Source organism: Enterococcus sp. 5B3_DIV0040, assembly GCF_002140755.1.
GTDB lineage: Bacteria > Bacillota > Bacilli > Lactobacillales > Enterococcaceae > Enterococcus_D > Enterococcus_D casseliflavus.
This window is the reverse complement of record NZ_NGLC01000001.1, coordinates 1,147,100-1,173,305: the sequence shown is the minus strand read 5'-3', so window position 1 is coordinate 1,173,305 and position 26,206 is coordinate 1,147,100. Positions and strand designations below refer to the sequence as shown.

Sequence of the window (26,206 nt, the reverse complement as noted above, 5' to 3'; positions counted from 1 at the left end):
TTCTCGTCGTTGATCTCTTTTCAGATTGAACCTATTATAGCAAAAAACTTTTACCTATGGCGAAATTTTTTTGCTTCTCCTTCATCTGTGCTTGTCCCGCTCTCATCTCGTAAATAGTGCGACAGTCAGTAATTTTCAGGAAAATACGTCAAATACAATTCATTTAGTGCCAAGTGCCCCACAGAAAAATCAGTGATCCCTGCAGCGATAAACCGTTGCGGTAGCTGAGGATCGCTGATTTCTATCAGATAGATCCGTCTTTGCAGATCGATGGTCACCGTCGTTAATTCTGGAAAAGCCACCAAAAAATCTGCCGAGTCCGTTTTTAAGTACAACGGTTGATTGACTAACGACTTGCGACCAAAGTATTCGTGAATGATCTTGCCGTCTTTTAAAAACAAGACCCGATCCGCGTAGGAATCCAAATTCGTCAAAATATGCGAAGCAATCACGATCGCTTTCTTTTGCGCTCGCAAGGCTTTTAATACGTTAGAGATCAATTCCACATTGGTCGGATCCAAGCCATTCATGACTTCATCCATCAGCATATAAGGCGTATCCGTCACGATCTGCATCGCAAAACAAAGACGTTGCCGCATGCCCAGCGAATAGGTACCCACAGGACGTTTGATATAGTCACTCATTCGCAAGCGCTCAATCGTTTCTTCCACTAAGTGTTCCTCTGAACGCCACATTCGCTGATACAGCTTGAGATGCTCGAAACCACTCAAATCATTGTACAAATCATTTTGGTCAGGAAAAAACGAAATTTGTTGATGCGCTGCCACTTCTGATTTTTTGGTCACATATACTTGACTGCCATTCAAAAATACTGCGCCTTCATTCGGCTGGATGAAATTCATCGCCACATTCAATAGCGTGGATTTCCCGGTGCCGTTAGGGGCGACTAACCCGACGATTTCCCCGGGAGAAAAGGCAATGGAAAGCTGATCCAATACTTTTCTCGTATACGTGACCGTCACATTTTTCAGTTCTAACATATCGTTCCTCCTATGCCAAATGAAATTTTTTGCGTTGGATCGTCACGAAGAAACACATTTCGATCAGAAGCCAAACGCCTCCTAATAAAAGCAACCCTTTTTCCATCGTAAACCCTGCAGAACCAAAATAAAAACGTGTCCAGCCTGAAAGGACTTGTCCCACATTTTGATACAGATAGACATACAGCGTTTTATCAAGGTAAGCACTGAACCAACGTCTTTGGAAAATATAGGGTGAAAGCAAGCAAAAACCAGCCAAAAGCAAATTAACCAGTTCTGAGCGAAACAGGGCACTGAACAACAAGATGCCGCGACAATAAATAAACTGCAAAAAAAGCGTCGCAAGAAAACATTGGCCTATAAAAAGACCGATGGCTTGTGTTTCAAAAGCGTTGAAATCTGTGATCGGGTAGCGGGCATCAAAGGTCGGTGATAAAATCGTGACCGGTAGTTCCAGGGAACCAAAGCCGAATTGAATACCAGAACCCAACCAGAGAAAGAACATGGTCCCAAGCGTTGCAATTGCAGAACCGACCATCAATACTGCCGTTTTGCTCCAAAGGATCTCTTCTGCCGATAATGGCAGTGAAAGAAATAGGGATTTATGTCTTCGTTCTTTTGGTAAGCAATCGATCGCCAAAAATAAAGAAACAGCAAGCAATAGAATCGGTAAATATCCAGTAAAACTTCGCTGCAATGCCTGTATCCCCGTTTTTTGCTCCATGACTGCTTGCGAGAGTTTCTTATTCGGCAACTGGCTGAAGGCTTCCATAAGCTTAGCGGTTGAAGCATAACCAAAGCGACCGTCATAGGCAGCGTAGTAATTTTGAAACGTATAATAATCCGGTGTATAAAAAACATTTCGTTCATCGGTAAACTGCAACGCCAACTGGTACCACGTAGTTGTTCCTCGTGCATAAGCTTGCCAGTTTTCATCAGCTAGTGCATCTAATCGTTGTTTTTCCGCTTCGTTCCATGGGGTAAACATTTCAACTGCTAAGCTTGCCGACCAATGGTCAGAAGGATTGGCTGCTTGTTGATCAAGAAAATCTTGTCGCACAGTATAGCGTTGTTGCATTTCTGTTTTATCTACTCGTTCAATCGGGCGAAAATCTTTTTGCCAAAAACTGTAAACGCCGCTATAGATAAGAAGCAAGCAAAAAAGACCAATAGTTTTCTTGCTCTTTAAGAGTTGTCGTAATTCAAATAAAAAATAGTCTTTCATCCTTTGCCTCCTCTCAACAAGCGATTCTGTTTATCCGCAACGAGCATCAAAGCTATACAAAGGAAGATCCACACCACCGTCAGCAGCCAACTAGCATAGACTCCCCAAGAAGTACCAGAACCCGATGCAAAGGCGCCCGAATAAAATTTATCCATAGCAGCTATATGAACTGGTAACAGTGGGATCTTTTGCAGCATCGGAATCAAGCCGAGCCCATAAAAAAGCACCAGCAAAAAGAAAGAGACGTATCGATTGGCTGCGATCATGTTCATGACAAAACCTAAGCATTCGATCAAACCAATCAGCAAGCCAAAAGAAACCAGGCTATATAAAACGCTCTGCCAAAAAGGTAAGGCTACCCAATCCCCATTGAGATAGACGGCTACTGGATACTGCCAATCCCCGAACTCCCCCAGAAGGCTCATTGAAAGAAAGACGCCTAAGAAGAACACAATCAAAACGCCTAAATTTGTAATCCCTTTAACCACAATTTTACTTAACATCCGAATCGGAAAAATCTGCGGGTACGAGCGAATCAAAGAGAAGTGTTCTCTTTCTTCTATCAAATTGTCACTGGCAAAAAAAGCCCAAAAGAAGAAGCCAAAATTCAGCAAAAACGTTATTGCCAAAGCGACAGCGGTCTGGGCATTGGCAGCAGTGAGGACCGGCTCTTTTTCTTGCTCGACTAAAGCTTGATAGACCTTCTGATCTTGTTCGATTGCCCATAAAGGTGGCAAAAATCCTTTGTCATCAACTTCTGACGCCCAAATCTGCTTTTTTAGTTCTGCAATTTGAATACTCGTTTGATTAAATCGTTCGTATTCTTCCATAATCAAGTTGGATAACTGTCGCGAAGTCAGTGTATTGTTTTCAAGCAAAAGTTGATACACCTCTTGTTCAGCAGGTGAACCCGACTGATTGGCTTGGTAGCGATCAACAAGCCGTGAGGCTTCCGCTTTTTCTGCAGTGATCGTGGCGGGTAAGTTGATGGGTTCCATCAGCTTCAAATAAATGGAAAAACAGCAACCTAAACTAAAGGCACCAATGAGCAGGAAGAGGAACGTTTTCTGTTTGACAGATTTAGCTAACTGGTTTTTAAAGTAGTTCATTTGCTCTCCTCTCAAAAAAATAATTATTCATTCTTTTAGCATACCTTTTATGGGAGAAAATGCAATCTAAAGTCTGAAAATTCTTTCAAATAGCATTAGGAAAAGTTATTGACAAACCTGTTGAAAATCAGGTAAGATATTTTCTAGACGCGGCGTGACAGAACTACCTCAGCCTGCGTTTCCTTCTATAGTATTTGCGGAAATGACGGAATGGCAGACGTGCAAGATTGAGGGTCTTGTGAGCAATCGCTCGTGTGGGTTCAAATCCCATTTTCCGCATCCTTACAGCTTCCCTATTATGGGAAGCTGTTTTTTTGTTTGCTCAAAAGATTCCCCATGGCGATCCTTCGATGAATTCTTTCGATCGCTTTGATCTTGAGCGTCTACTCCTAGAAAGTTGATACGAAGCTTCCTTTCCCAAATGTAAAAATCGATAAAAACTCTTTTATCATTGCATTTCAAACCATTTTTCATATAAAATGAATAATATAACAATTATTCTCGAAAGCTGGTTCGATGCTCCGCTTTTTCTTATTGGCGGATCAGAAACAGTTGCCTGAATTTACTGGTGATGAAAAATCTTTTCAGCATTTTTCCCATTCACCTTCTCTCCTCCTTCCCCCAGATAAACAAACCTCTTCCGACCGTTTTCTCAGTTACTTTCGATAGAAAGAAGGAGCCTAATGAAAAAAAGAGTACTGATCACCCTATTGTCATTCGTTATTTTGCTTATCGGTTGCGCAAAGGCAGATGAAGAACTGTCAGAGACCGTTGCACTTGGCATCGACGCACGACTGGAATATACAAACCAATCCGGAACGGGCTGGGCCTATTATCACCCAGCAACCTTAGAGTTGTTGATTGCCGGCAGTCAAGCCGAATTGGCTATTTTGGAAGAGCTTGATTCTTCCGACGAAGATCTTTATCAGTTAATCAGCCACACAATTGATTTGATGGCAACCGCTGAACGAGCGTTAGTGGAGCGTCGGATCGATGTCCCTGCTTGGTTTGCTGCCCGCATTGGTTATAGCGAGGCTCTGGCTGCGATTCATGAACGGAGCCCTATCATTCTCAGTAATCAAGACAACCTCAACCGTCTACTGGAGGTAGCAAACGAAACGATTCCTGAAGCCGACCCGCGTCAAAAGCTGGGGCTTTTGGCAGACGATATTGCGCAGCTTCAGCAGCTCACCGAAGATGAGCTAACTCTTTATCGCAGGATCAAACTTGACGACGAACTCACCGCCACTGTTTACCACACAAGTGAAATGAATGTTGACGTCTTCGTTTTTTCGAAGCCCGAAGAGGAGTACGCATCTGGATTTACTGTTCTTAATCGGGAAACTGCCGACGAGCAAAAAGCTGCATTCTATGAAACGATTTTACGAGGGCTGGTCGTAAATATTCCTCGTGAATCGTTGATGTTTATGAATCGATTCGATCAATCTTCAGATGAACATCAGCTGGCTGTGATGACCTATGGCTTTGATCATGACATTGATCAAGACATGGTCACTACCGTGTATCAACAGCTTCAAGAAGCAAACGCAAAACAAGAAGCAGCTACGGCTTTGCAGCAAGAGCAAAGCCAGCAAAACCAGGACGAACAAACTCAGACCGAGAATGAAGGAGCTTCAGAACAAAGACGAGCGATCGCACGTGCCGAATCCTATACGAACCTCATGGCTTTCTCACGTGCACGATTGATCCAACAATTAGAATTTGAAGGGTTTACCCATAATGATGCGCAATGGGCAGTTGATCAGCTCACGATTGATTGGAACGAGCAGGCGTTGAAGAAAGCAAATAGTTACCATTCCTTGATGAGTCTTCCTCCAGACAACATTCGCCGGTTATTGGCTTCCGAAGACTTTTCAGAAGAACAAATCGACTACGCGATGACAAACATGGGTAACTAAAAACTAGCGAACAAAAGGACATCGCGATGCCTTTATGATAGCCCTTATATTGTTGCTATTTTTTATACCCAAGAAAGTGCTCGATCTGATGCGTTCATTCGAACAAAATGGCGAAGTTTACCAGAGTCCCCGAGGAGGAGAAAAAATGAAAAAACAAGTTTTGTTGCCATTATTACTGATACTATCCCTGATTTCAGGATGTGGGACGATAAATTTAGCAAGTCCTGAGGAACTTTCTGAGCGCATCGGCGCCGCTTTGGATGCAGGTTGGGAACATACCTATCATGCAGAAAAGCTTACTTATGAGTTAAGTATTGAAAATTTAGAACTGATGATTCGTGGCAAAGAAGCAGAATTGGCCTTTCTAGAACAGGTCAATAGCAACTCAAAACACAAGGCGGCATTCATTGAAAACACGGAAAAGATGATTCAACTCGCCCAAGAAGCGATCGAAGCTCGCTATCTGGATATGCCCAGTTGGGTTGCCGCTCGGAATGGTCGTATCGCAGCCTTACTTGCCATCCATGAGGAAAGCCCGATCATCGTCAGTAGACGAGCAAAATTGCAAGAATTATTCAAAGAATACGAAGAGGATTTGGCACTAGTGACAGCTAGGGCAAACACTCCATTTGCCGATGAAGAAGCGTTCAATGAAGATACACGAGAAAAGCTTGGTTTGACGCCTGATACACTTGAACGTTTACACCAACAAAGCGACGACCAAGATATCGAGTGGCAGACCACTATTGATTTGGTGAACGGCGTGACCATGAATGTCTTTTCAACAAAACATGAGCCAGTGGAGATTCTCACATTTACGAATGCTGGCGAAAAATACCCTGCCGCAATCACTTTGTTTAATGGGCAAACGACGGAAATCGTTCCCGAGATAATGACTCCTTACGAAGCCGTTTCCGCTTATTTTTACGAAATTGCCGATGCAGTTTATGAAACGATTCCAGTCGGTTATCGATTTCTGGTTGAATCACTATGGCTTGAACTGGAAAACGACAATCGTTTTCAATTTAGAACCTACGTGTTTGATAACGAAGTGACCGAGGAAACGATTTTAGCAGGGTTTCATTTCGCCCCGACTGTAGCAGCACGCTATGAGCGCGAAAACAATGCGACAGAACGAGAACGTGAAGCCTTTTTCCTCGTTAGAGCGCAAGGAAATCGTCGCTTTTATTCAAAACAAGAGATGGCAGAACTGTTAGAAACAGAAGGTTTCACTGCGGAGGAAACACAATGGGCACTAGAGACCCTTGACGTAGATTGGTATCGCCATGCTTTAGGGCGCGCCAATCAATCCCGCCGGGTGTTAGGGATCCGTCAAAGAAATATGGCCGCTCATCTTGAAGGGAACGGCTTCTTACCTGATGAGATCGAATTTGCGATTGAAAACATGGAAAATTAGTATGTAGTGGACGAGACAGATCCCATTCCCCATTTTTTCTTAGCGTAAACAAAAAACCGACCAATCTTCCTGTTTAAGATTGGCCGGTTTCTTTATTTTTTGGTTTTGATTGGTACCATGGCTTTGCGCCGATGCTGTTTCATTATTGCTTGAAGACCATAGACACCAACTCCGATAATTCCTGCAAAAGCCGAAAAAGCAATAAAAATCACAGGAGACGCCCCACTTTCTATTAATTGTTTCCCTTGGACAAAGAAAAATAAGCCCATGCTGATCAATAATGCTAGAAATAGTGATTGTCCCGCCCCGTTTTTTTTCATGCTTGCTCTCCTTTTACTTGATTATAGGTTATTCTCTCATTTCATGAATGAAAAAACCTCCATCTTAAGGCTGATTCTTTCTTTCGATGATCAGATTGATCCCATTCGGATCAGTCAAATGCAAGCGGCTGTCTGTTTCTAACTCATAAGAAACGCCACTTGCCTTTAGATGACTTCGTAACGTAGAAAAAGCCAAAGCTGGCAAAACGATCGTAAAGTACGCTAAGCCTAGATCCTTTTCCTCCATAGCTGGAACATTTCTTCCCATCCAAATATTCGATCCGATATGGTGATGATACGAACCAGCAGCAAAAAACTTTGCTTGGCTACCAAAATCTGAAGTCAAATGCATGCCTAAAACTTCGGTGTAGAATTCTTCTGTTTTTGCCAGATCCGCCACTTTCAAATGGACATGCCCCACCGTGGTGCCAACTGGAAAAGTCGTTTGTGATCGGTCAGCGGCTCCCAGCACGCCTTGCGCGTCCATTTCGATAGTAACGCCTACGATCTCACCGTCTGCTCGAATATCCCATTCACTCTTCGGTTTGTCACGATACACTTCGATCCCGTTTCCTTCTGGATCGGTCAGGTATAACGCTTCACTATACCCATGATCGCTAGCACCATCCAGAGGGGCTTTGGCCTCCAAATAATGAACCAGCATATTTCCTAGGTCTTTACGGCTAGGCAAAAGAAACGCCGTATGGAAAAGGCCTGTTTTCCGTGTCAAAGGCAACGGATCACTTACCTTCTCTAGGACTAAGAGCTCTTGTGTCCCCACGCCCAATCGCGCGTGATCTACACTTTGCTCCAATAAAGTTAGGCCAATCACGTCCGAATAAAACCGGCTCATTTTTTCCATATTCGCTACTTTTAAAACGACTTTGCCAATTGCGGCTGTTGCATCGATTTGATAGGTTGATTGAATCATTGTCATCGCCATTTCCTCTTTTCTAAACAGTTAAATTCACTTGTACCTTTAAGTATAACACTAACTTTTAGTAAGTAAATAAATCTGCTTGTTGAGGAAAGGATTCCTTGATCTCCCGTGACTCCTTGTAACAAAGCTTTTCCTCATCAGTCACAATCAAAGACAGCTCGCTCACTTTTGCAATGCTTCAATCAGTGAAATGGCCGGCTGCATCGCTTCTTCGGTCGTCCCTTCTAACACAACATAACAAAATGGCTTGTATTCAGCGGTGATGGCCAATAGTTGTTGATAATCAATCCTTCCTTCTCCCAATGGCACTACCTTGATTTTACCATCGATTACTTGATAGTCCTTCAAGTGCAAGCAAACGATGGCATCACCAAAGCGGGAAAAAGCTTCCCTTGTCAAAGCGACTTGCTCTTGATAGTTCTTCGCCGTAATCAGATTGGTTGGATCAAAGATGATCCCTAAATAGTCAGACGGTACTCGTTCCAGCAATTCTTCGATTCGATCGATCGATGATAGTGGATGATTCAAGCCCGCTTCAATCCCTAGCATCACTTGATGTCTCTTAGCCACTTGGACCAAACGCTTGATCACCTGAACCAAATCATCGAAAACGACGTCACTAAAATTTTCCTCGGTATACCCCATATTTGGCAAAACCGAACCAGTTTCACTTGCAACCATAGCTGCATCAAAGTATTTGGCATGTGCGAGATAGGTCTCGAATCTGGATAAAATCGCTTCCCGTTTTTCCAGATCAGGATGGATCAGATTACTATAACAACTCAATAAAGCGACCTGAACATGAGATTGCCCAAAACACGTTTGAAAAAGCGGCCTAAACCAGGGCTTAATTGCTCTGGCTCTGCCCATTGCGGGAAGGATTTATTTAATGCAAATTGAATGTTATGAATGTTTTTGGCGGCAATTTTTTGCGCTAATTCTTCTGGGGACCCATAATTCTTTAAATCATGCCCCCGAACAGTTAGTTGAAACATAGCTTCTCCTTTCTTCATTGCTTTTGAAGCAAAAAGAAGACCAAGCAGCGAATCACTTCAACTGGTCTTGGTCTTCCAATCATTCAGCAGTAGCGGCTCCTCACTTCATCCATTCCTTCTCAACAGATGATCAGAACCTTTTGTGACCTTTATTGTTGTGAACGATAATCTTCCGTGAACTCATCAATGATTTGCTGTCCACCATTTCTTAAGAAGGTTTCGATCGCTGTATCAAACCCATCGATCTCGATTTCCCCAGTCATATATTGGTAGTAAGCGTCTGAGATTCCTTCAATCAAGCTTGACCATGAACGATCATAGGTTTCAGAGGTCAGCGATTGTGCAGGATTGATCACCGCAAACTCTTCATTTTCCCGAATCTTTTCATTGGCTAAGTTGACATAGGGGTTGCTTGAAGGGAAAACTGTTACTAATTCTGATGGACGAGACGAAGAAAATGGTTGTACTTCTTGTTGCCACTTCGTATCATCTAAACGGACATAGACACCCTCATCATCAATTTCATAATGGACCCCTTCGATCCCTTGCGTCATCAAGGTAAACGGCTCTTCGTCCATCAAATCGTTGATAAATTTCAAAACAACACGTAAGTCTTCTTCGGTTTCAACATTGTTTTTCGGAATGGCTAACCAACCGCCCATTCCACCATTGGTATCAGAAAGGATACGACGTTCCACATTTTCATGGACGATATCATTGATCAAGACCCATTCCATATGCTCTTCATCAGTACCAGCTGCATCATCAATGTAGTTACGTACTTCTTGCAAACCACTCAATACAATCCCACCACGACCTTGAACGATATAGTTCTTCTGATCATTTTTCGCCATTACCGCAAAATCAGAATTCATCCAGCCGTTATCATAGATATTACGGAACCATTCCATTGCTTCTTTGTATTCTGGTTGCATAAAGGATGGCATCACTTCATCATCATCCGTGATCGTAAACCAATTGTCTGCACCAAAGTAACCTGAAAGTGAACGGAACCCAACATTAAAGGACTCATCACGTTCAACGAATCCGACCGTGTCATCTACCCCATTGCCATCTGGGTCTCCTTCTGTAAAGGCTTGTGCCACAGCTGATAATTCTTCTAAAGTCGATGGCACGTCCAACCCTAAATTGTCTAACCAATCTTTTCTTACGAGGACACCATAACGAGCGATCGGTTTTAGAAACGGTACACCATAGATATGACCATCGATACGAGAAGATTCTAAGCGATCCTCAGAAATTTCTGCCAGATTCGGAAACTCTTCTAAATAGGGTTCCACATCCCAGAACATTCCAGATGCTAGCGAACTACGGACGGTTGTGTTATTGATTTCTGTCAAACTTACGATATCTGCTAAAGAATTTGACGCTAATGCTGCATTCAAGCGTTCTGTTTTTGATGCGTCCGGCACCCATGTAAAGTCGATCTCGACCCCTGTATATTCTTCTAACTTTTGTGTTACATCCCCAGACGGAGGTGAAGCGGTATGCAGCATCGCCATCCAAGAAATACTTGTTTTTTCATCACTTTCTGGTCCATCAGATGAACCTCCGCCATCGCCGCAGCCTGCTAAAAACAGTCCTGCACATAATAATAAACTTGCTACTTTCAACTTTTTCATTCGTTACCCTTCTTTCTCTATTTTTAGGGAATCATCATCGAGCGGATCTTTCCCTTGATACTTAAAGTACGTAAAATCGGCATAGCTTCCAGCAAAGTGATCTAGATCATGGGCACTGATTCCAATGAAATTCCCTGTAAAACCACCAGACAAGAACTGGATGTTTTGCTTTTTAAAGGGATGCCACGTTTGTGATTGCCGATAGAACCATTCTGCTTCTAGATAAGAACCGACTACTTTCAATCCGATCGGCTCACTTGAAGCAGCGAGGGCCAATTTATCTGGGAACAAGTGAAATTCTCCTTCACAACACCGAATCAGACGAAGGATCTTGCCGTCTTTTTCATCATAAGTCACATAGAAAAACAAATAGTTTTCTTCGTTTAAGAACAACGACAATCCAGCCATCTGATTAAACGATTGGGGGTGGTATTCCATCACTGTTTCAGCTTCAAAACAAAAGTCTTGTTGACGAATCGCCAATAAGTGCTTATGAAAGTTCGATTGCATCGATTCTCCGCCGATCAATCGCAAATACCCTGGTCGCTTACTCAGATTGCACCACTCTTCATTGGGCAGCAATCGCCTACCGTTCCATGCTTTTTGCAACGATCCTTTAAAATCATCCATAAAAACAGCAGGTGATGCCCTTTGCTTCTGAGCGTCGCTAGCGAGTCTGATGGTTTGATCTGGGATCGTATCATCATTGCTAAGACGCAGCCATCCTTCGTGATCCCAATAGACGGTTTGGAGTGCCGTCTCTCGTCCAAGGATCGCTGCCTCTTCTACTGGCCGAGTCATCAAATAGCTCATGACCCATTCTCCTGATGGTGCAATCGTCAAACTGCCATGACCTGTACATTGAAAAGGGGAATCTTCGCGCTGATAGGCACGCATCATGGGAAAATGCGGATCTACTTCATAAGGCCCAGTGATGGTTTTACTACGACAAACCGTTACCGCATGACCTGCACCCGTTCCTCCTTCTGCCGTCAGTAAGTAATAACACTCATTGTGGTAATAAAGATGCGGTGCTTCAGTCTTCGCCAGCTGGGTTCCAGAAAAAATTGGCACTCTGTCACCGATCAAGCGGCCTTGTACTTCAGAGTATTCTTGGAGCACGATCCCCACCGATTTATTTGGTGTATCCTTACGATAATCCCAAAGCGCATTCAATAACCAGATACGCCCCTCTTGATCATGAAACAAGGACGGATCAAAGCCACTACCATTTAAGTAAATGGGCTCACTCCATGGCCCATGAATCGTAGGAGCCGTGATGAGATAGTTTCGACAGTCTTTGAAGGGACGTGTCGTGTTGCGAACATTTGTATAGACACAATAGTATTGTCCGTTTGCGTAACTGATTTGCGGTGCCCAAATGCTGCAATTTGCTGTGTTACCTAATAAATCCACCTGATTGGTCAGAATATCTGTTTCATGGGACCAATTGACTAGATCTCGAGAACAGTAGACCCGAATTCCTGGCAACCACTCAAAGGAAGAAACCGCTAAATAATAAGTATCCTCGACTTTTAAAATACTCGGATCAGGATGAAACCCTCTTAAAATCGGATTATTGATCATTGCCTTCATGCAACCCCTCCTTGTTTGCTGACTGTGTCCGTTGTTTTTTTGTTGTGTCGGTCATCACGATGGAGAAAACAAAAACCCGCCGCTAAAAAGAAACAAAAGGCAATCGGAAAAGCGATCATTTGACTACCAATCAATGTCACAACACCAGTCAAAAAATAAAGAACACACGCTTGTTTTCGATAATTACGATAGCGAACCAGCATCGTCGCCACTGAAACCAATATCAGGAGTGCCAACAGCGTGAAGCCAAACCAAGCACCGAGTGTTTGAAATTGCGCCAATGCTGCTTCTGCCGTCATTTGCTTCAGTACAGTGGGAAACGCACGTTGAAAGATCTCTTCGAACTGCTGGACAGTCATTTGATTGATCGCCAAGGAAAAGCCGCCCATCAACACCAGAGCGAGAACCATCCCGATCCAGCCAGACCATTTTGCCTTGCTCATTTTTCTATCACTCCTTCGATAGTCACCCATTCAGGACGTTTGGGGCTTGTTTGGTAACAACACATTCGCTCCGTGAACGCGACCGTTTGGTGGCTTGCTGTTTTTCCCCAATCAGACCATCCGCAAGGGGCGAGCTGTTGATTAAAGCAGCAGGATAAAAAGGTGACTTTGGCTTCATTGCGCCAAGGGCGGCCTAGATAATAGGCTTTGTCCCCTGTCACCCGACACCGATCGAAGGTTAACCCGCTTGCTTGTTTGCTAGTTGAGGCAGCAGTAACGTAGTTCGTTTGTGGTGTATTTTTACAATGCAAGCGACACTCTTCAAAGGTGGCGGACCCACCGCCAAAAATAAAATCGACTGTTCCACTGATCCTGCAATGCAAAAACAAACTCTGTTGTTGGTCAAAGATTGTTTTTCGCCAAGGACTGATCATTGGTTCGCCTTCTTTGGTATATTTTGGCAATGGACCCAGACACAAGGTATCTTGAAAAGCATCGAGATGACAGCGTTCGAAGCGAATGTCATCCCCTTCGATATAGACGGCAACTGCTTGCCCGACTGCTTGCCCATACCCTGCGTCATTGATGATGGTCAGGTTTTTTACAAAGACTTCTCGGCTATTGATAAAGAGCGTCGCTGTTTGAAAGGTTCCTCTTTTTTGCCCATTTTCATCGGTTTGCTCGGCAGCCAAGTGGTAGCATAAGAACGTGTTAGTTTCCCCGATCAACGTAAGCTGGTTTTTATAGATTTTCACCTGTTCTTGATACACGCCAGAGGCGATCGTGATCTCACAAGGTGCGTTTAAGGCTTCAGCAGCCAACACGGCTGCTTGGATACTCGTAAAATCACCCTTTTGCGGCTCTTTACTAACCTTTAGCTTGATAGGAGGTGTTGTTTTAGAAATTCGATCCACTGCGCTCTCATCTCCTTGGTTTCTTCATGACCACCTGGCAAGCAACACGCCTGCCAATGCTCCTTGTAGCCTATTGCTTCATAATGCTGCCCGACCTGCTGATCCAAACGAGCGACGCCGCTTGAGGGGCAGCCACGATCCTCTTTGCCAACCAAACTCAAACGCGGGCGTGGTGCGATCTGTTTTTGGATCGCCGCAGTCGTAAAGTCTTTCAACACATTAGGAACATAATAGTAAAACCCATGTTTGCTTAGACGGTCCTCTTCGATCAATGCTTGATAGTCCACTTGTGCTGCCATGTCCACCACCACTGATATCCGTTCATCTAGCGCTGCCAACCACCAGCTCATCAAGCCCCCCATAGAAAGTCCCAATGTGGCGATAGCGGAATGTTTCACTTCTTTACGGGAAGCAAGATAGGTTAAAAACTGTTGATTGTCATAGATTCGTTGTCCCCATAATGTTTTGCCTTGCAACAGAAACCGCTTGTAGCTATCATTCTCACCGTTTTTTCGTTTGCCAAAGCCCCACATGTCGATCACTCCAACGGCGACGCCCAGCTTCATAAATGCAGCGAATAGGCTTTCTTTTTGCATATACGGCGGACTTTGTCGCAGTTCTTCTTTCCCCATCGTGAAGTCGCCGCCATGAGAATGATTGAACAAAACGAGTGGAACCGGTTGCTGAGAGCTAGGATAAGCAAAGTATGCAGGGACATCCTCTTCTTGATTTAATCGTAGAAGTAAATGTTCAAAGGTATAATTTTGCACCTGCTCTTTTGTTTGCTGAACCACTTGTGGTGCAACTTTCATATCAGGACCTAGCAGCTGAAGTAACTGAGGATCCCTCACAAAAAATCTCCTTGAAATGCCAGAGGCTGACGATTCTCAAATGACTGTGTGACGGTGATTTCCCGGCTATTCTCGATATGGAACGCTTCAGTTACACCTTCCAAATTGATACGATCAAACTGAATATTCCGTCCACAGCCAATATAAAAACCTTGTTTTGTCATCTCTTCGATACCTGTCATCATCGCAGGCTTTCCTGGAATTGGGTGCTCAGCCATAGAGACGGCAATATCTTGGAAAGTGATATCTGAAATAAATTGTTCAGCCAAGCCATAAACAAACCCAGCGGCCGCATGGACATTCCGAGCCGAGATATTTGCAAAATGAATTCTCCGGAAATGAGGGGTTTCCTCGGTGATCGGGTACGGATTTTTATCCCAAACATACTTTTCTTTGCCTTTCGGTCCACAGAAATAGTAAAGATTTAAAGTGAATGGACAGATGACATTATCCATCACAATGTTATTCACTCGAATATCTTCGATCGTTCCGCCACGTCCACGACGTGATTTCAAACGAATCCCACGATCGGTATCTTGAAAAATACAATTACTAATAGTGACATTACGAATATCGCCGCTCATCTCACTCCCTAGAACGACGGCCCCATGCCCATGAAGCATATGGCAATTTACGATCGTGATATTCTCACAAGCGACCCGTTCTTTAGTGTCCTCCGTTCCTGATTTGATGGCGATGCAATCATCACCAACATCGATATGACAGTTACTGATGCGGACATTTTTACAAGATTCAGGATCGATCCCATCCGTATTTGGCGAATCCGCTGGATTTTTGATGCGAAGATTATCGATCGTTAGATTTTGACAAAGAATCGGATTGACGGTCCAACTGGGTGAATCGACAAGACGGATATCTTTCAACGTAATTTGCTGGCAAGAGGCAAAACTGATTAATTTTGGTCGTGGATAAGCAAGCTGTTCACGATTTTCCCGAAAGGTCTTCCACCATCTTTGCCCTTGCCCATCAAGCATTCCTAGTCCTGTGACAGCGATATTTTCCGCATTCTCGGCATATAAACAAGAGGCATAAACTTCCCGTTTGACCCCTTCCCAGCGAGACACGACGACGGGATAGTCTTTGGGATCATCAGAAAATACTAAGGTCGCCCCCAATAGTAGGTGCAGTTCAATGTTACTTTTTAAAAAGAGCGCACCCGTCGGATAGCGTCCTGCTGAAAAAGTGATTCTGCCTCCTCCTTGTTGATGCAATTCATCAATTTTTTCTTGAATCGCTTCTGTCAACAGACCTTCTTTTCCTTGTAAATCAGCTGTAGTCAATTGGATATTCATTTCTTGCTTCCTTCCTCCGTTAATGGTTGCAGCAGTAAACTCGCTTGTAAAAAGGCACCGTATCCTTTGAAATCATTCGTGATAACGGGTTCACTGATATAGTAAACAAACGTACCATCCCGATTATCTGGTCCACCAAGACCAGCAACTTCACAGTTTCTGATCAGATTCAACCAACCTTCTTTTGTTAAAAAGACAAACTCGTCCAGCAATCCTTGATAGGTCTCTTGGGCAAACACTTGCCATTTTTGATCGATGATCCCTGCTTTGACTGCTTTCGCTGTTGCGTAACAAATCATTGAAGAAGCGGATGCTTCTAAATAATTCCCACGCTCCCTGCCTTTATCTAAGACTTGATACCACACTTTTTTCTGGGGATCTCTTACTTTAGCAAGAGCTTCTAGACAGGAGACAAACATGTTTTCTAATGGATTCTTCTGCTCTGATTCCCCTAATAGCACCATCGTATCGGCGAGAGCCATCATGAACCATCCCATTGATCGTCCCCAGAAATTTTTTGAACAACCGGTCCCAGGATCTGCCCACGGCTGGACTTTTTGTTCATCCCACGCGTGATACAAAAGACCCGTTTTTGGATCTAGGGTATGCGTAAAGCATAAGGTGAATTGCTTGATTACATCTGCCAATGCTTCTTCTTTATCAAATGTCAGTGCGTATTCTGTCAAAAATGGGGCCCCCATATATAAGCCATCTAACCACATTTGATACGGATAGATTTTTTTATGCCAGAACCCGCCTTCGCTCGTTCTTGGCATCTGCTGTAATTGTTGATACAGCGTGTCCAAGGCGATCTTGTATTTTGACGCTCCTGTTTCTTTGTATAGCAAGAATAAACATTTGCCATTATTGATGTAATCGATATTCATCGCATCCATCTGATAGTTTTTGATACGACCGTCTTCGTCAATATAAACATCCATCGTGTTTTGGATATAGTCGAAATAGCGTTTGTCACCAGTCTGTTCATAGGCTTCTTTCACGCCTTGCAAAACGACCCCGATGTCATAGGACCATTTTCCGTGATAAATTTTTTCTTTGCATAAGTAGTCATAGCGCTCAAATAATGTGTTCAAAGCAATTTCCGAATAGTTCTTCATGTACGATACTTCCTTTTATTGTAGTCTCCTCAATTCATAGAGCTGTTTCAATGAATCCGTTTTACTGGCTGTATTTCATGAGGGTTCAACTTGTTTTGCTATTTTTCAGGTGTTCTCTAGTGACCGTTTTGTTCACGGACTAGTAAAAGTCTTTGAGCCGTTTTCTTTAGATAATGACCTCATCTCCTTTACTGGCAACGGTTTGCTCCGTAGTCGATGCCGTTTTTGAAACCACCTGATCTGTATCAATTGGGTGGATATCTTGAAGAATTTTTTTACCAGCAAGGGCAAAAACACCACCAACTAAGCTGCTCCCCATCAAAATGAGGCCGATCAAGAAATAGCTGCCAAGAACTAAATAGCCAACGATCAAAATCGACCAACTAATGATCGAATAATGCAGATAGCCTAAACCTAACAACGCACTCCCTCGCAGGATCTCAAACACGGTCACAAAGTTAGTGGCTGCCATGACGGTATACACGTGCATGAATAAAAAGAGAAACGCAATCAAAAAGAGGACATTCGCTACTTGGATAAACCATGGAAATGGCGCAAATATGTTGGTGATCACGATCGCTGCAATGATGAGAAACAACCAACTGATCAGCACCGATTGTCGGAACCGTTCTTTACTATAGTAGAAAAAACTTTTGATCAAAGGCGGTCGTTCGTGAAGACGAAGCCAGCGATCATAATATTTCATCATGGCATACGAGGCTGGTCCGATTCCCAAAAAGATTCCCCCCAGAAGTGTCACACTTAGCCAAAGAAAATGAAGGGCGATCAGGGTCAAAAACGCGGTTAGCCCATCGTTGATTTTCGTGATTTTCTCAATCGTCATATGATCCCCTCTTTCTTAATAGATACCATCTTCCCCAATTTTTTTCGCCAAACGATTCGCAAAAACAACGAGGATCAAACCTACAAGACCTTTAAACAGCCCAACAGCTGTCGAGTAACTCAATTGACCATTTTGAATCCCGGCGGTATAGACAAAGGTATCAAAGATTTGGGCAACCTCACGGTTCATTGAGTTCATTAATAGGAACATATGCTCAAAGCCCATATCTAAGATCGAACCGATTTTTAAAATCATTAAGGTCACAATCGTCGGACGAATACACGGCAACGTGATGTGCCACATTTTACGTAGTTTGCCAGCCCCATCCATATCCGCAGCTTCATAAAGCTGTTCATCAACATTGGTAATAGCGGCTAGATAGACGATCGTCCCCCAACCGGCACCTTTCCAAAGATCTTGGAAAATGTACATTGGACGTAGCCAAGTACGGCTAGTTAAGAATGGGATACGTTCCCCACCAAGACTTTCGATCATGTTATTGATCACACCGCCTTCAGTCGTCAACAGGACGTAGAAGATTGAAACTACGATCACCCACGACATAAAATGAGGCAAATAAATAATCGTCTGGATACTTTTTTTCAAGCGACGGTTATTTACTTCATTTAACATAAGCGCCAATAAAATAGGAAAAGGGAAGGAAATCGTGATATTTAAGAAAAACATGATCAGCGTGTTGCGCATCAACATCACAAAAGTATCTTCAGTAAAGAGCCGAATAAAATGAGTAAACCCAACAAAGGGACTGCCTAAGATCCCTAAGAATGGCTGGTAGTCTTGAAAAGCGATGACTAAACCGCCCATTGGAATGTAACGAAAGATAATAAAATATAAAATACCTGGCAATACCATAATATAGAGCGCACGATTTTTTCTGATTTGCGCCCATTTTTTCTTTTTCAACCGCAGTCGCTGTTCTTCTTCAGTAAGTGGCGAGAAGTAATTATCAACTTTTGTTTCCATACTTGTTCCTCCGAGTTTTTTTGATTTGATAGTCCCATGGTAGCGTGTAAGAAAGATAACGTATATAATCATTTTCTCAGCATTGGAAAGGCATACATTTTTTAGGATTATTTCTCGGTCGAATTGGAAAACCATTGTTTTATCAACGTTTGTCATGATTGTGATTTTTTTAACATGTAAAAGTGATTATATACGTTGTCCCCGCCTCATGATACGTTGGAAATACCTATTTAAGTAAAAAAAGATGGAGGTTTTTCCTATGCAACAAACCCTAAAAAAAACGAACCGCCCGAAGAATGAACGGGTTGTTCAAGGATTTATTATCGGTTTTCTACTACTCTTTACCTTAATGTGTCTCTTGCCTTTTCTGAACATTCTCGGAAGCTCCTTTGCTTCTTCTTCTGAGATTGCGACACGAACATTTATCATTATCCCACGTGAATTTAGCTTAAATGCTTACCGGTATATTCTCTCGACTCCCACGATTTTTACGAGTATTGGTGTTTCCCTTTTTGTGACCATCGTCGGAACGGTTCTTTCAATGATCTTGACCTCTTTTATGGCCTATGCTCTTTCAAGAAAATATTTGCATGGACGTGGCATCTTCAATTTTATTGTCGTATTTACGATGTTGTTTAGCGGAGGGATGATCCCAAGTTTTATTTTGGTACAAAGCCTCGGCTTGATCGATTCTCTCTGGGCACTGATCTTACCGAGCGCCATCAGTGCATATAATATGATCATTATGAGAAACTTTTTCCAAGGGATTCCTGATAGTTTAGAGGAATCCGCAAAAATGGATGGTTGCTCTGATTGGGGCGTCTTTTTCCGTATCATCTTACCTCTTTCCTTACCATCGATTGCGACGATCTCTTTGTTCTACGCTGTTAGTTATTGGAATACTTATCAATCAGCGATTTTGTACATCAATGATTCAGCGAAATGGCCGATCCAAGTGCTCCTTCGACAAATCGTGATTGTCTCCAGCGGGATGAACGCCGATGCCGCTAGTGTCGATGTTGTCCCCCCAGCACAATCCGTGAAAATGGCCGTGATCGTCGTTGCGACTTTGCCAATGTTGATCGCCTATCCATTTGTCCAGAAGTATTTCGTGAAAGGTGCCATGGTTGGTTCCGTCAAAGGGTAACCAACAGGCAGCAAAGAAAAAAAGCGTTTTTTGATCGTTGATCAAAAACGCTTTTTTTCTTTTAGTCTTTGGATCGTTTGCGATACTCTCCGGGTGTCATCTGTTCTTTCTTTTTGAAAAAGCGGATGAAGTTTTGAGAGTTGGTATATTGTAGGTTGGCGGCGATTTCTTTGATGGTCAAATCGGTTTCTCTTAACCACTTTTTCGCGACTTGCAATCGATAGTTTTGTAAGTAATCGGCAAAATTGATGGATAATTCCTTTTTAAACACATTACTTAAGTAATTGGCATTATAATGCAACTGTTCAGCAATGCTATCTAAGGAGAGATCTTGGTCGTATTGTTGGTGTACGATCAAGACCATCTTTTCAGACAAGGAGCGAATTTCTCGATCTGTTTTGGCTTGTGTCGTTTCAACGATAGGTAAAACTAACTCTTGATAGATGATTTGCTCAACTTTGAACAAACTGGTTTGGTTGAGCACGGATTGATAAACTTTACGACTATTCTGCAAGCTAGTATGATCTGCTCCTAAGAGTTGTCCTAGCTGAACGATACTGTTGATCAACTTAAACAAGGCACTTTCAATCGTCAACGGATTTTTGTTTTCATGAATGATTTCGCGTACGACTTCTGTGTAACTCGTTTTGATGGTCGCTAGATCCCCACTACGCATTGCATCCAAAAAGGTGCTTTCTGCTTCTCTAGGGTACTGAACGATCGCGTTATTGTCTAATTGTGCCGCAATGTCGTCAAAAAAGATAATGACTTCTTCCCCTAAATTCATTCGATAGTGCAAGGCTTCTTTGGCGTTATCAACCGCTAATTTGGTTTCTACGAGGCGGTCGTAGGATTGTGAGACCCCACAACTTATTTTGATTTTCAAGTAATCTTTTGCTGCTTGATGGATCTTTTGACAATAGGTCAATACTTGTTTTTGGTCAACTGATTCAGGAAGCTTTAAAATTGTTCCTTGGGTTTCTTGACTGGAGATGATTGGCTGAAAACGCAAATTCGCCGGAATGATTTCAGAAACGAGATTCTCGATGGCAAGCAAGAAAATATCAATAGTCGCTGTTTCTCGTCCACACAAATCATCGATTTGAATCAGTAATACGGCAAAGTGTTCCGTTTCGGATACTTCATACCCAAATTGTGACAGTTTTAAGTGACTATCTGCTTCTGAGATACAGCCGCGGAACAAATTTAATAGAAACAAGGATTCTAACTCGGGCTTTTGGTGTTCAACTTTAACGGCGAGATCGTGGTTTTGATGTAAGACCTGGTCGATATCGGAAATCAACTGATTAACTTCTAATTTCTGACCTTGTTTTTTGGGCTTTAAAAGCTCTCCGATCCGATTGATGGGTGAGGTAGCCACGATCGCAATGCGATAGGATACTAATAAAAAGAGGATGATCAAAAGACTGCCAATCACGATCAAACCGCTTCTTAATTCACGGATTGCTTGCGAAACACTGGCAGGTGCCAGCCGGATCACATGATACCACTGATTGTAATCCGATTGTGTGACCACATACTTATTGTTTTCTTTGTCAGTGAAGATGCCATCGTCGTGGGCAGCTGCGATCATTGTTTCGTGTAAGTCAGAATCGATCACTTCACCATTATCGAAAAGTAGTTGTCCGTCCGCATGAAATATATTCAAAAAGGAATCGTCATGATCTGCCACCAACTGTGCAATGGTATGGTCTTGGATTTCAGCGATCCCCAAAGCAGTGGTTTCCTGTCGAAAAACAGGCAGCGTCATCACCATTTTTAAATAGCCATCTTCTGGCAACCAATACAAGTAGCGTTGGTTGTCAATCAACGCTTGAAAAGCAGCGAATTCAGTATCATCGATCTGTTTTAAGGAGCCTTCTTCGATTTTCCAATGCTGATTCAAATTCACCAATTGGTAGCTGGCGTTTTCGATCCCCATCACACCAATGTAAGCAAGTTGCGAATTGATCTCTCGCACTTGTCGATAATTCGTCACGGAAAATGGCTGTTCCATCGTATCGGAAAAGCTTTGAGTACTGCTATATGTAGAAAAGGCATACTCTACCATCTGAATTTTTTGATCCAGATTTTCTTTGACTTGGTTGACCAAATTATGTTGACTTTGCAAAAACGTTTCTTGAATGTTTTGATACGTTCGATGATAAATGACCCCACTAAACCCAATGATTAAAGCGCTACCAATTAGAAAAATCAAAATAAATATTTTATAAAACAAGTTGGATGTTTGATGATAGCTTAAAAAGAATTTCATAGACTCCCTCCCATTACCTAACTATCTTCTTTTATACTAGCACATCCCAGAAAAAGTTCCTATGTTATTTCGAAAAATGTTTCACGTGTGCATCCTTGGTGTATTGACATTCTCGTGGGAACAAGCTATGCTTGAATCAAGCAAAAAGGAAGAAGGTTTTCTATGGTCACGATCAAAGATATCGCCAAAGTCGCTGGTGTTTCACATACAACTGTTTCTCGTGCGTTAAACGATAGCCCATTAATCAAGCCAGAAACAAAAAAGAAGATCGCAGCCATCGCTGAATCTTTACACTATGTGCCCAATGTCAATGCCAAAAGTCTGGTGAATCAGAAATCTTATATCATTGGTCTTTATTTTTCTCATCTATCCATTGGTACTTCCGATAGCTTTTTAGTCGAAGTGATCAAAGGAATCAGTGATACCCTACCATCCGAATATACTTTGGCGGTTCATGAATTATTGCAATCCGATACATTTGATGAAGAGCCGAATCGCCTAGATGGAGCGATCGTGATGAGTCAAAGTGATCGTGATGACGGCTTTATCGCTGCTCTTTCAAAGAAAAACATTCCCATCGTCGTTTTGAATCGTCAATTGCAGGATGCAACCTTGATGAATGTCACTAGTAATGATGCCCAAGGGGTCTATCAAATGATGACCTATGTGCTTGAACAAGGCTTTCGAAAGATCGCCATGATCGAAGGGATCGCTTCCTTTGGTTCCGCTAGAGAGCGTCGCAAAGGATTTATGAAAGCGATTCAAGAAAAGCAGCTTGTCTGCCCGAAAGAATACTTCGTAGCTGGCGACTACTCGTTGGAAAGTGGTCAGCTGGGTGCCCAGCAACTACTCGCTTTACCTGAACCACCTGAAGTGATTTTTTGCGCCAATGATGATATGGCGATCGGGGCGATCAATGCCTGTCATCAAGCAGGACGAAAGATCCCAGAGGAGATCGGTATCATCGGTTTTGATGATAGTTCTTTTTCTCCCTATACGTATCCCCCTTTAACAACGATCCGCAAACCAGTCTATGAAATGAGTCAATTGGCAGCAACTCTGCTGTTGCAAGCATTTGCCAATCAAGTAGTTGAGAAACAACATTTCTTTGATACCTCGTTAATCATTCGTCAATCGCTGTAAGCCTCTTGTTTTCAAGAGCGCTTACGCAAAAATGTTAACGTGTGCATAACTATTTTTTAAGGAGGATTCTATGAAAAAAATTACCGAACAACCCCATCAAACCTATCCAGCCCGAGTGATTCAATTCGGGGAAGGCAATTTTATGCGGGGCTTTTTTAACTGGCAGCTGCAGCAAATGAACAAGCAAGGTCTTTTTAATGGCAGTGCCATTGTGGTACAGCCGATTGATCACGGCTTGAAAGAGCTGTTGGCACAACAAGAAAATCTCTACACCGTTATCTTAGAAGGACTTGTCGATGGCGCTCCTTCTCAAACATTTGAAGTCGTCTCCACCATTGATCAAGTGCTGAATCCTTATCAGCAATGGGAAGACTATCTTGCTTTAGCCGAAGATGAGCAACTCGAGATCATCGTTTCTAATACGACGGAAGCAGGTATTGCGTTTCACCCAGAGGATACCTTATACGATACCCCTCCCCACAGTTTCCCTGCAAAACTGACCGCTCTTTTGTATCGTCGTTTTCAACGACAAAAACCGGGATTTTTGATCATTCCTTGTGAATTAATCGATCGGAATGGTGAAAAACTAAAAGAGATCGTCTTACAATATGCCGCATTATGGTCTTTGGAGTCAGACTTCGTCAACTGGTTAGAAAAAGAAAACACCTTCTGCTGCAGCTTAGTCGATCGGATCGTTCCAGGATATCCTCGCGATAAAGTGGCACAATACCAAGAGATTCTTGGCTATGAGGATGCCGTAATGGTCACTGCGGAACCCTTTATGCTCTGGGTGATCGAAGGAAGCGGCGTAGCCGAAAAGCTTCCCTTGCAAGAAGCTGGGTTGAATGTGATCGTGACAGAAGATATGACCCCCTATCGTGAACAAAAAGTACATTTATTAAATGGTCCTCATACGGCGATGGTTCCACTCGGTCTTTTAGCTGGTTTAGAAACCGTTGAAGAAGTAATGAACGACCGTGATTTTGCAGCCTTTTTGGATGGTCTTTTTCTGGAAGAGTTGATTCCAATGCTTGATTTGCCTAAAGCGCAGCTTGCAGCTTATGCGGAACAAATCAAAGAGCGCTTCAGAAATCCTTATGTGAAGCATCAGCTGCAATCGATCGCTTTAAACAGCGTCTCAAAATTCCGTGCGCGTCTTCAACCAGTCTTAACTCGTTATGTCCAACAAAACCAGCAGTTACCAAAACGAATCACTGCCGCACTGGCAGGGTTGCTGACTTTCTATCTCACTCGACCTTTTCAAGATGATGACCTAGTGACAACCATATTTCAGCAAGTGAAACAATTACCAGCAGAAGAACAGATCGCCGCTCTATTAAAAAATGAGCAACTCTGGCATGCAGACCTGAGCTTTATGACAGCGACAATCAATGAAATGTGCGCATGTCTAAAACAAGACGGACCCCGCCAGTTACTTGCGTCGATTGACACCCCTGAGCCAAGTTTGAAATAAAGGAGAATCTTTATGTCCAGCACATTAACAGAAACACCCGCGCAACTATTGAAATTGCACCCTAATGATAATGTCGCAGTCGCATTAAAACCACTAGCTGCTAAAACGACCCTTTCATTTGAAGACCAAACGATCACCCTTTTTGAGGATATTCCACAAGGACACAAAATCGCCCTCAAAGATCTAGCACAATCACAAGACGTGATCAAATATGGCTATCCCATTGGACATCTCTTAGCTGACGTGAAAACTGGCCAATGGTTGCATACCCACAATGTCAAAACCAACCTTTCTGGTACCTTAGCATACACCTATGCCCCCGATTTGCATCCCGTCCGTTATCCAAAAAGGGCTGCGACGTTCCAAGGGTACCGTCGAGCAAACGGCAAAGTTGGAATTCGTAATGATTTACTGATCGTGCCAACAGTTGGTTGTATCAATGGTATCGCTGAGATCATTGTTGAAAACTTCAAGAAGAATCATCCAGATCTTGGCACCTTTGATCATATTACGATCCTTAAACATCCCTACGGCTGCTCCCAGTTAGGCCAAGATCATCAAAACACCCGTCAAATTTTAATTGATGCGGTGCATCATCCAAATGCCGGTGGCGTCTTGGTCTTTGGCTTAGGTTGTGAGAACAACACCGTTCCCGAGTTTAAGAAAAACCTGGGTGACTACGATCCAAAGCGCGTCAAATTTATGGTGGCACAGGAAAGTGACGATGAAATTGCGGTCGGCGAAAGCTTATTAGAAGAATTACTGGAAGCAGCAAAAGAGGATCAACGAGAAGCCGTTCCCTTGAGTGAGCTAAAGATCGGGTTAAAATGTGGGGGTTCTGACGGGTTTTCTGGGATCACCGCCAACCCTTTGTTAGGGGCATTTTCTGACTTTTTAGTTTCACAAGGTGGCAGCACGGTCTTGACGGAAGTACCCGAAATGTTTGGCGCTGAACAAGTCTTGATGGCGCGTGCACAAGATGAAGCAACCTTTGAAAAAATCCTCCATCTAATCAACGACTTTAAAGATTATTTTCTTGCTTACGGTGAACCAGTCTATGAAAATCCTTCTCCTGGCAATAAGGCAGGCGGTATCACTACGCTAGAAGATAAGTCATTAGGCTGTACCCAAAAATCTGGGACTTCCGCTGTGGTCGATGTCTTAAAATATGGGGAGAAACTCCGAAAGCCAGGCTTGAGCCTGCTGGAAGGTCCTGGAAACGACCTTGTTGCCGCTTCTGCACTGGCTTCTGCCGATTGCCAACTCGTCTTATTTACCACTGGTCGGGGCACGCCATTTGGTGCCTATGTGCCGACCATGAAAGTTGCCACGAATCAAGAGATTTATCATAAGAAACCCCACTGGATGGATTTCAACGCTGGTCGCTTGTTGGAAGAGCCGATGGAGGTCGTGCTGGAAGACTTTATTCAAGCGATCATCGATACTGCCAGTGGAAAACCGACTCGTAATGAAGCCAACAACGTTCGTGAGATCGCCATCTTTAAAAATGGTGTGACACTATAACCAAAGAAAAG

The 26,206-nt window shown here is 43.1% G+C and carries 21 protein-coding genes, 1 tRNA gene and 1 pseudogene; 7 read left to right on the top strand and 16 right to left on the bottom strand.

From position 1 onward, the window contains the following. Positions 1-125 precede the first annotated feature (125 nt). From A5883_RS05630 to A5883_RS05620, 3 genes are read right to left on the bottom strand one after another with little or no spacing between them, the layout of a single operon-like run. Positions 126-1,001, bottom strand: a complete 876-nt coding sequence (locus A5883_RS05630) for an ABC transporter ATP-binding protein (protein ID WP_086338130.1) — start codon at positions 999-1,001, stop codon at positions 126-128. A 10-nt stretch (positions 1,002-1,011) separates the two neighbouring features. Beyond that, the gene (locus tag A5883_RS05625) at positions 1,012-2,226 is read right to left on the bottom strand and encodes an ABC transporter permease subunit (protein WP_005236453.1); all 1,215 of its coding nucleotides are present in this window, start codon (positions 2,224-2,226) and stop codon (positions 1,012-1,014) included. Then, positions 2,223-3,335 carry a hypothetical protein gene (locus tag A5883_RS05620; protein WP_016621170.1) on the bottom strand — a complete coding sequence of 371 codons (1,113 nt, stop codon included), beginning with the start codon at positions 3,333-3,335 and terminating at the stop codon, positions 2,223-2,225. Before A5883_RS05620 ends, A5883_RS05625 begins: the two co-directional genes overlap by 4 nt. Positions 3,336-3,531: 196 nt before the next feature. Between A5883_RS05620 and A5883_RS05615 the strand changes: the two genes are divergently transcribed. The 3 genes from A5883_RS05615 to A5883_RS05600 all read left to right on the top strand — a co-directional run bounded on the left by A5883_RS05615 (position 3,532) and on the right by A5883_RS05600 (position 6,671). Further along, positions 3,532-3,614 (top strand) — tRNA-Leu (locus A5883_RS05615). A gap of 404 nt (positions 3,615-4,018) precedes the next feature. Then, a complete protein-coding gene (locus tag A5883_RS05605; RefSeq protein ID WP_086338129.1) occupies positions 4,019-5,254 on the top strand; it encodes an Ltp family lipoprotein in 1,236 nt (411 codons plus the stop codon). 145 nt (positions 5,255-5,399) lie between these two features. Continuing rightward, complete coding sequence (locus tag A5883_RS05600) at positions 5,400-6,671, top strand: hypothetical protein (RefSeq protein ID WP_086338128.1); 1,272 nt, start codon at positions 5,400-5,402, stop codon at positions 6,669-6,671. A 92-nt stretch (positions 6,672-6,763) separates the two neighbouring features. Here A5883_RS05600 and A5883_RS05595 read toward each other — a convergent pair whose 3' ends face one another. The 12 genes and pseudogenes from A5883_RS05595 to A5883_RS05540 form a co-directional block, all read right to left on the bottom strand. Beyond that, positions 6,764-6,991 (bottom strand): hypothetical protein, encoded by a 228-nt coding sequence (locus A5883_RS05595; RefSeq protein ID WP_005229963.1) that lies wholly within the window; start codon positions 6,989-6,991, stop codon positions 6,764-6,766. A gap of 64 nt (positions 6,992-7,055) precedes the next feature. Continuing rightward, positions 7,056-7,928 (bottom strand): VOC family protein, encoded by an 873-nt coding sequence (locus A5883_RS05590; protein ID WP_086338127.1) that lies wholly within the window; start codon positions 7,926-7,928, stop codon positions 7,056-7,058. A 165-nt stretch (positions 7,929-8,093) separates the two neighbouring features. Beyond that, positions 8,094-8,926: pseudogene (locus A5883_RS05585) on the bottom strand (sugar phosphate isomerase/epimerase family protein). Positions 8,927-9,075: 149 nt separating this feature from the next. Continuing rightward, on the bottom strand, positions 9,076-10,569 hold the full coding sequence (locus tag A5883_RS05580) for an extracellular solute-binding protein (RefSeq protein WP_016613309.1): 1,494 nt from the start codon (positions 10,567-10,569) through the stop codon (positions 9,076-9,078). A gap of 3 nt (positions 10,570-10,572) precedes the next feature. Next, positions 10,573-12,165 (bottom strand): glycoside hydrolase family 43 protein, encoded by a 1,593-nt coding sequence (locus tag A5883_RS05575; protein WP_086338126.1) that lies wholly within the window; start codon positions 12,163-12,165, stop codon positions 10,573-10,575. Further along, positions 12,162-12,608, bottom strand: coding sequence for a DUF4064 domain-containing protein (locus A5883_RS05570; protein ID WP_086338125.1), 447 nt, complete (start codon positions 12,606-12,608; stop codon positions 12,162-12,164). Before A5883_RS05570 ends, A5883_RS05575 begins: the two co-directional genes overlap by 4 nt. Continuing rightward, entirely contained in the window at positions 12,605-13,522 is a 918-nt protein-coding gene (locus A5883_RS05565) for a pectinesterase family protein (protein WP_086338124.1), read from the bottom strand. Before A5883_RS05565 ends, A5883_RS05570 begins: the two co-directional genes overlap by 4 nt. Then, positions 13,483-14,373: a dienelactone hydrolase family protein gene (locus A5883_RS05560; protein ID WP_086338123.1), complete on the bottom strand. Its 891-nt coding sequence runs from the start codon at positions 14,371-14,373 to the stop codon at positions 13,483-13,485. The genes A5883_RS05565 and A5883_RS05560 overlap by 40 nt, the downstream gene beginning before the upstream one ends. Continuing rightward, a complete protein-coding gene (locus A5883_RS05555; protein WP_086338122.1) occupies positions 14,370-15,686 on the bottom strand; it encodes a glycoside hydrolase family 28 protein in 1,317 nt (438 codons plus the stop codon). Before A5883_RS05555 ends, A5883_RS05560 begins: the two co-directional genes overlap by 4 nt. Then, positions 15,683-16,804: a glycoside hydrolase family 88/105 protein gene (locus A5883_RS05550; RefSeq protein ID WP_086338121.1), complete on the bottom strand. Its 1,122-nt coding sequence runs from the start codon at positions 16,802-16,804 to the stop codon at positions 15,683-15,685. The genes A5883_RS05555 and A5883_RS05550 overlap by 4 nt, the downstream gene beginning before the upstream one ends. A gap of 166 nt (positions 16,805-16,970) precedes the next feature. Then, positions 16,971-17,648: a YesL family protein gene (locus A5883_RS05545; RefSeq protein WP_086338120.1), complete on the bottom strand. Its 678-nt coding sequence runs from the start codon at positions 17,646-17,648 to the stop codon at positions 16,971-16,973. Positions 17,649-17,663: 15 nt separating this feature from the next. Then, positions 17,664-18,632: an ABC transporter permease gene (locus A5883_RS05540; RefSeq protein WP_008381525.1), complete on the bottom strand. Its 969-nt coding sequence runs from the start codon at positions 18,630-18,632 to the stop codon at positions 17,664-17,666. 259 nt (positions 18,633-18,891) lie between these two features. Here A5883_RS05540 and A5883_RS05535 point away from each other — a divergent pair, with 259 nt between their 5' ends. Beyond that, complete coding sequence (locus A5883_RS05535) at positions 18,892-19,779, top strand: carbohydrate ABC transporter permease (protein WP_086338119.1); 888 nt, start codon at positions 18,892-18,894, stop codon at positions 19,777-19,779. Between the two features lie 61 nt (positions 19,780-19,840). Here A5883_RS05535 and A5883_RS05530 read toward each other — a convergent pair whose 3' ends face one another. Further along, positions 19,841-22,054 (bottom strand): AraC family transcriptional regulator, encoded by a 2,214-nt coding sequence (locus tag A5883_RS05530; protein ID WP_086338118.1) that lies wholly within the window; start codon positions 22,052-22,054, stop codon positions 19,841-19,843. A 162-nt stretch (positions 22,055-22,216) separates the two neighbouring features. Between A5883_RS05530 and A5883_RS05525 the strand changes: the two genes are divergently transcribed. From A5883_RS05525 to A5883_RS05515, 3 genes are all read left to right on the top strand, one after another. Continuing rightward, positions 22,217-23,197: a LacI family DNA-binding transcriptional regulator gene (locus tag A5883_RS05525; RefSeq protein WP_086338117.1), complete on the top strand. Its 981-nt coding sequence runs from the start codon at positions 22,217-22,219 to the stop codon at positions 23,195-23,197. Positions 23,198-23,267: 70 nt separating this feature from the next. Further along, positions 23,268-24,671 carry a tagaturonate reductase gene (locus A5883_RS05520; protein ID WP_086338116.1) on the top strand — a complete coding sequence of 468 codons (1,404 nt, stop codon included), beginning with the start codon at positions 23,268-23,270 and terminating at the stop codon, positions 24,669-24,671. A gap of 12 nt (positions 24,672-24,683) precedes the next feature. Beyond that, the gene (locus tag A5883_RS05515; RefSeq protein ID WP_016613301.1) at positions 24,684-26,195 is read left to right on the top strand and encodes a UxaA family hydrolase; all 1,512 of its coding nucleotides are present in this window, start codon (positions 24,684-24,686) and stop codon (positions 26,193-26,195) included. The last annotated feature ends 11 nt before the right edge of the window (positions 26,196-26,206 follow it).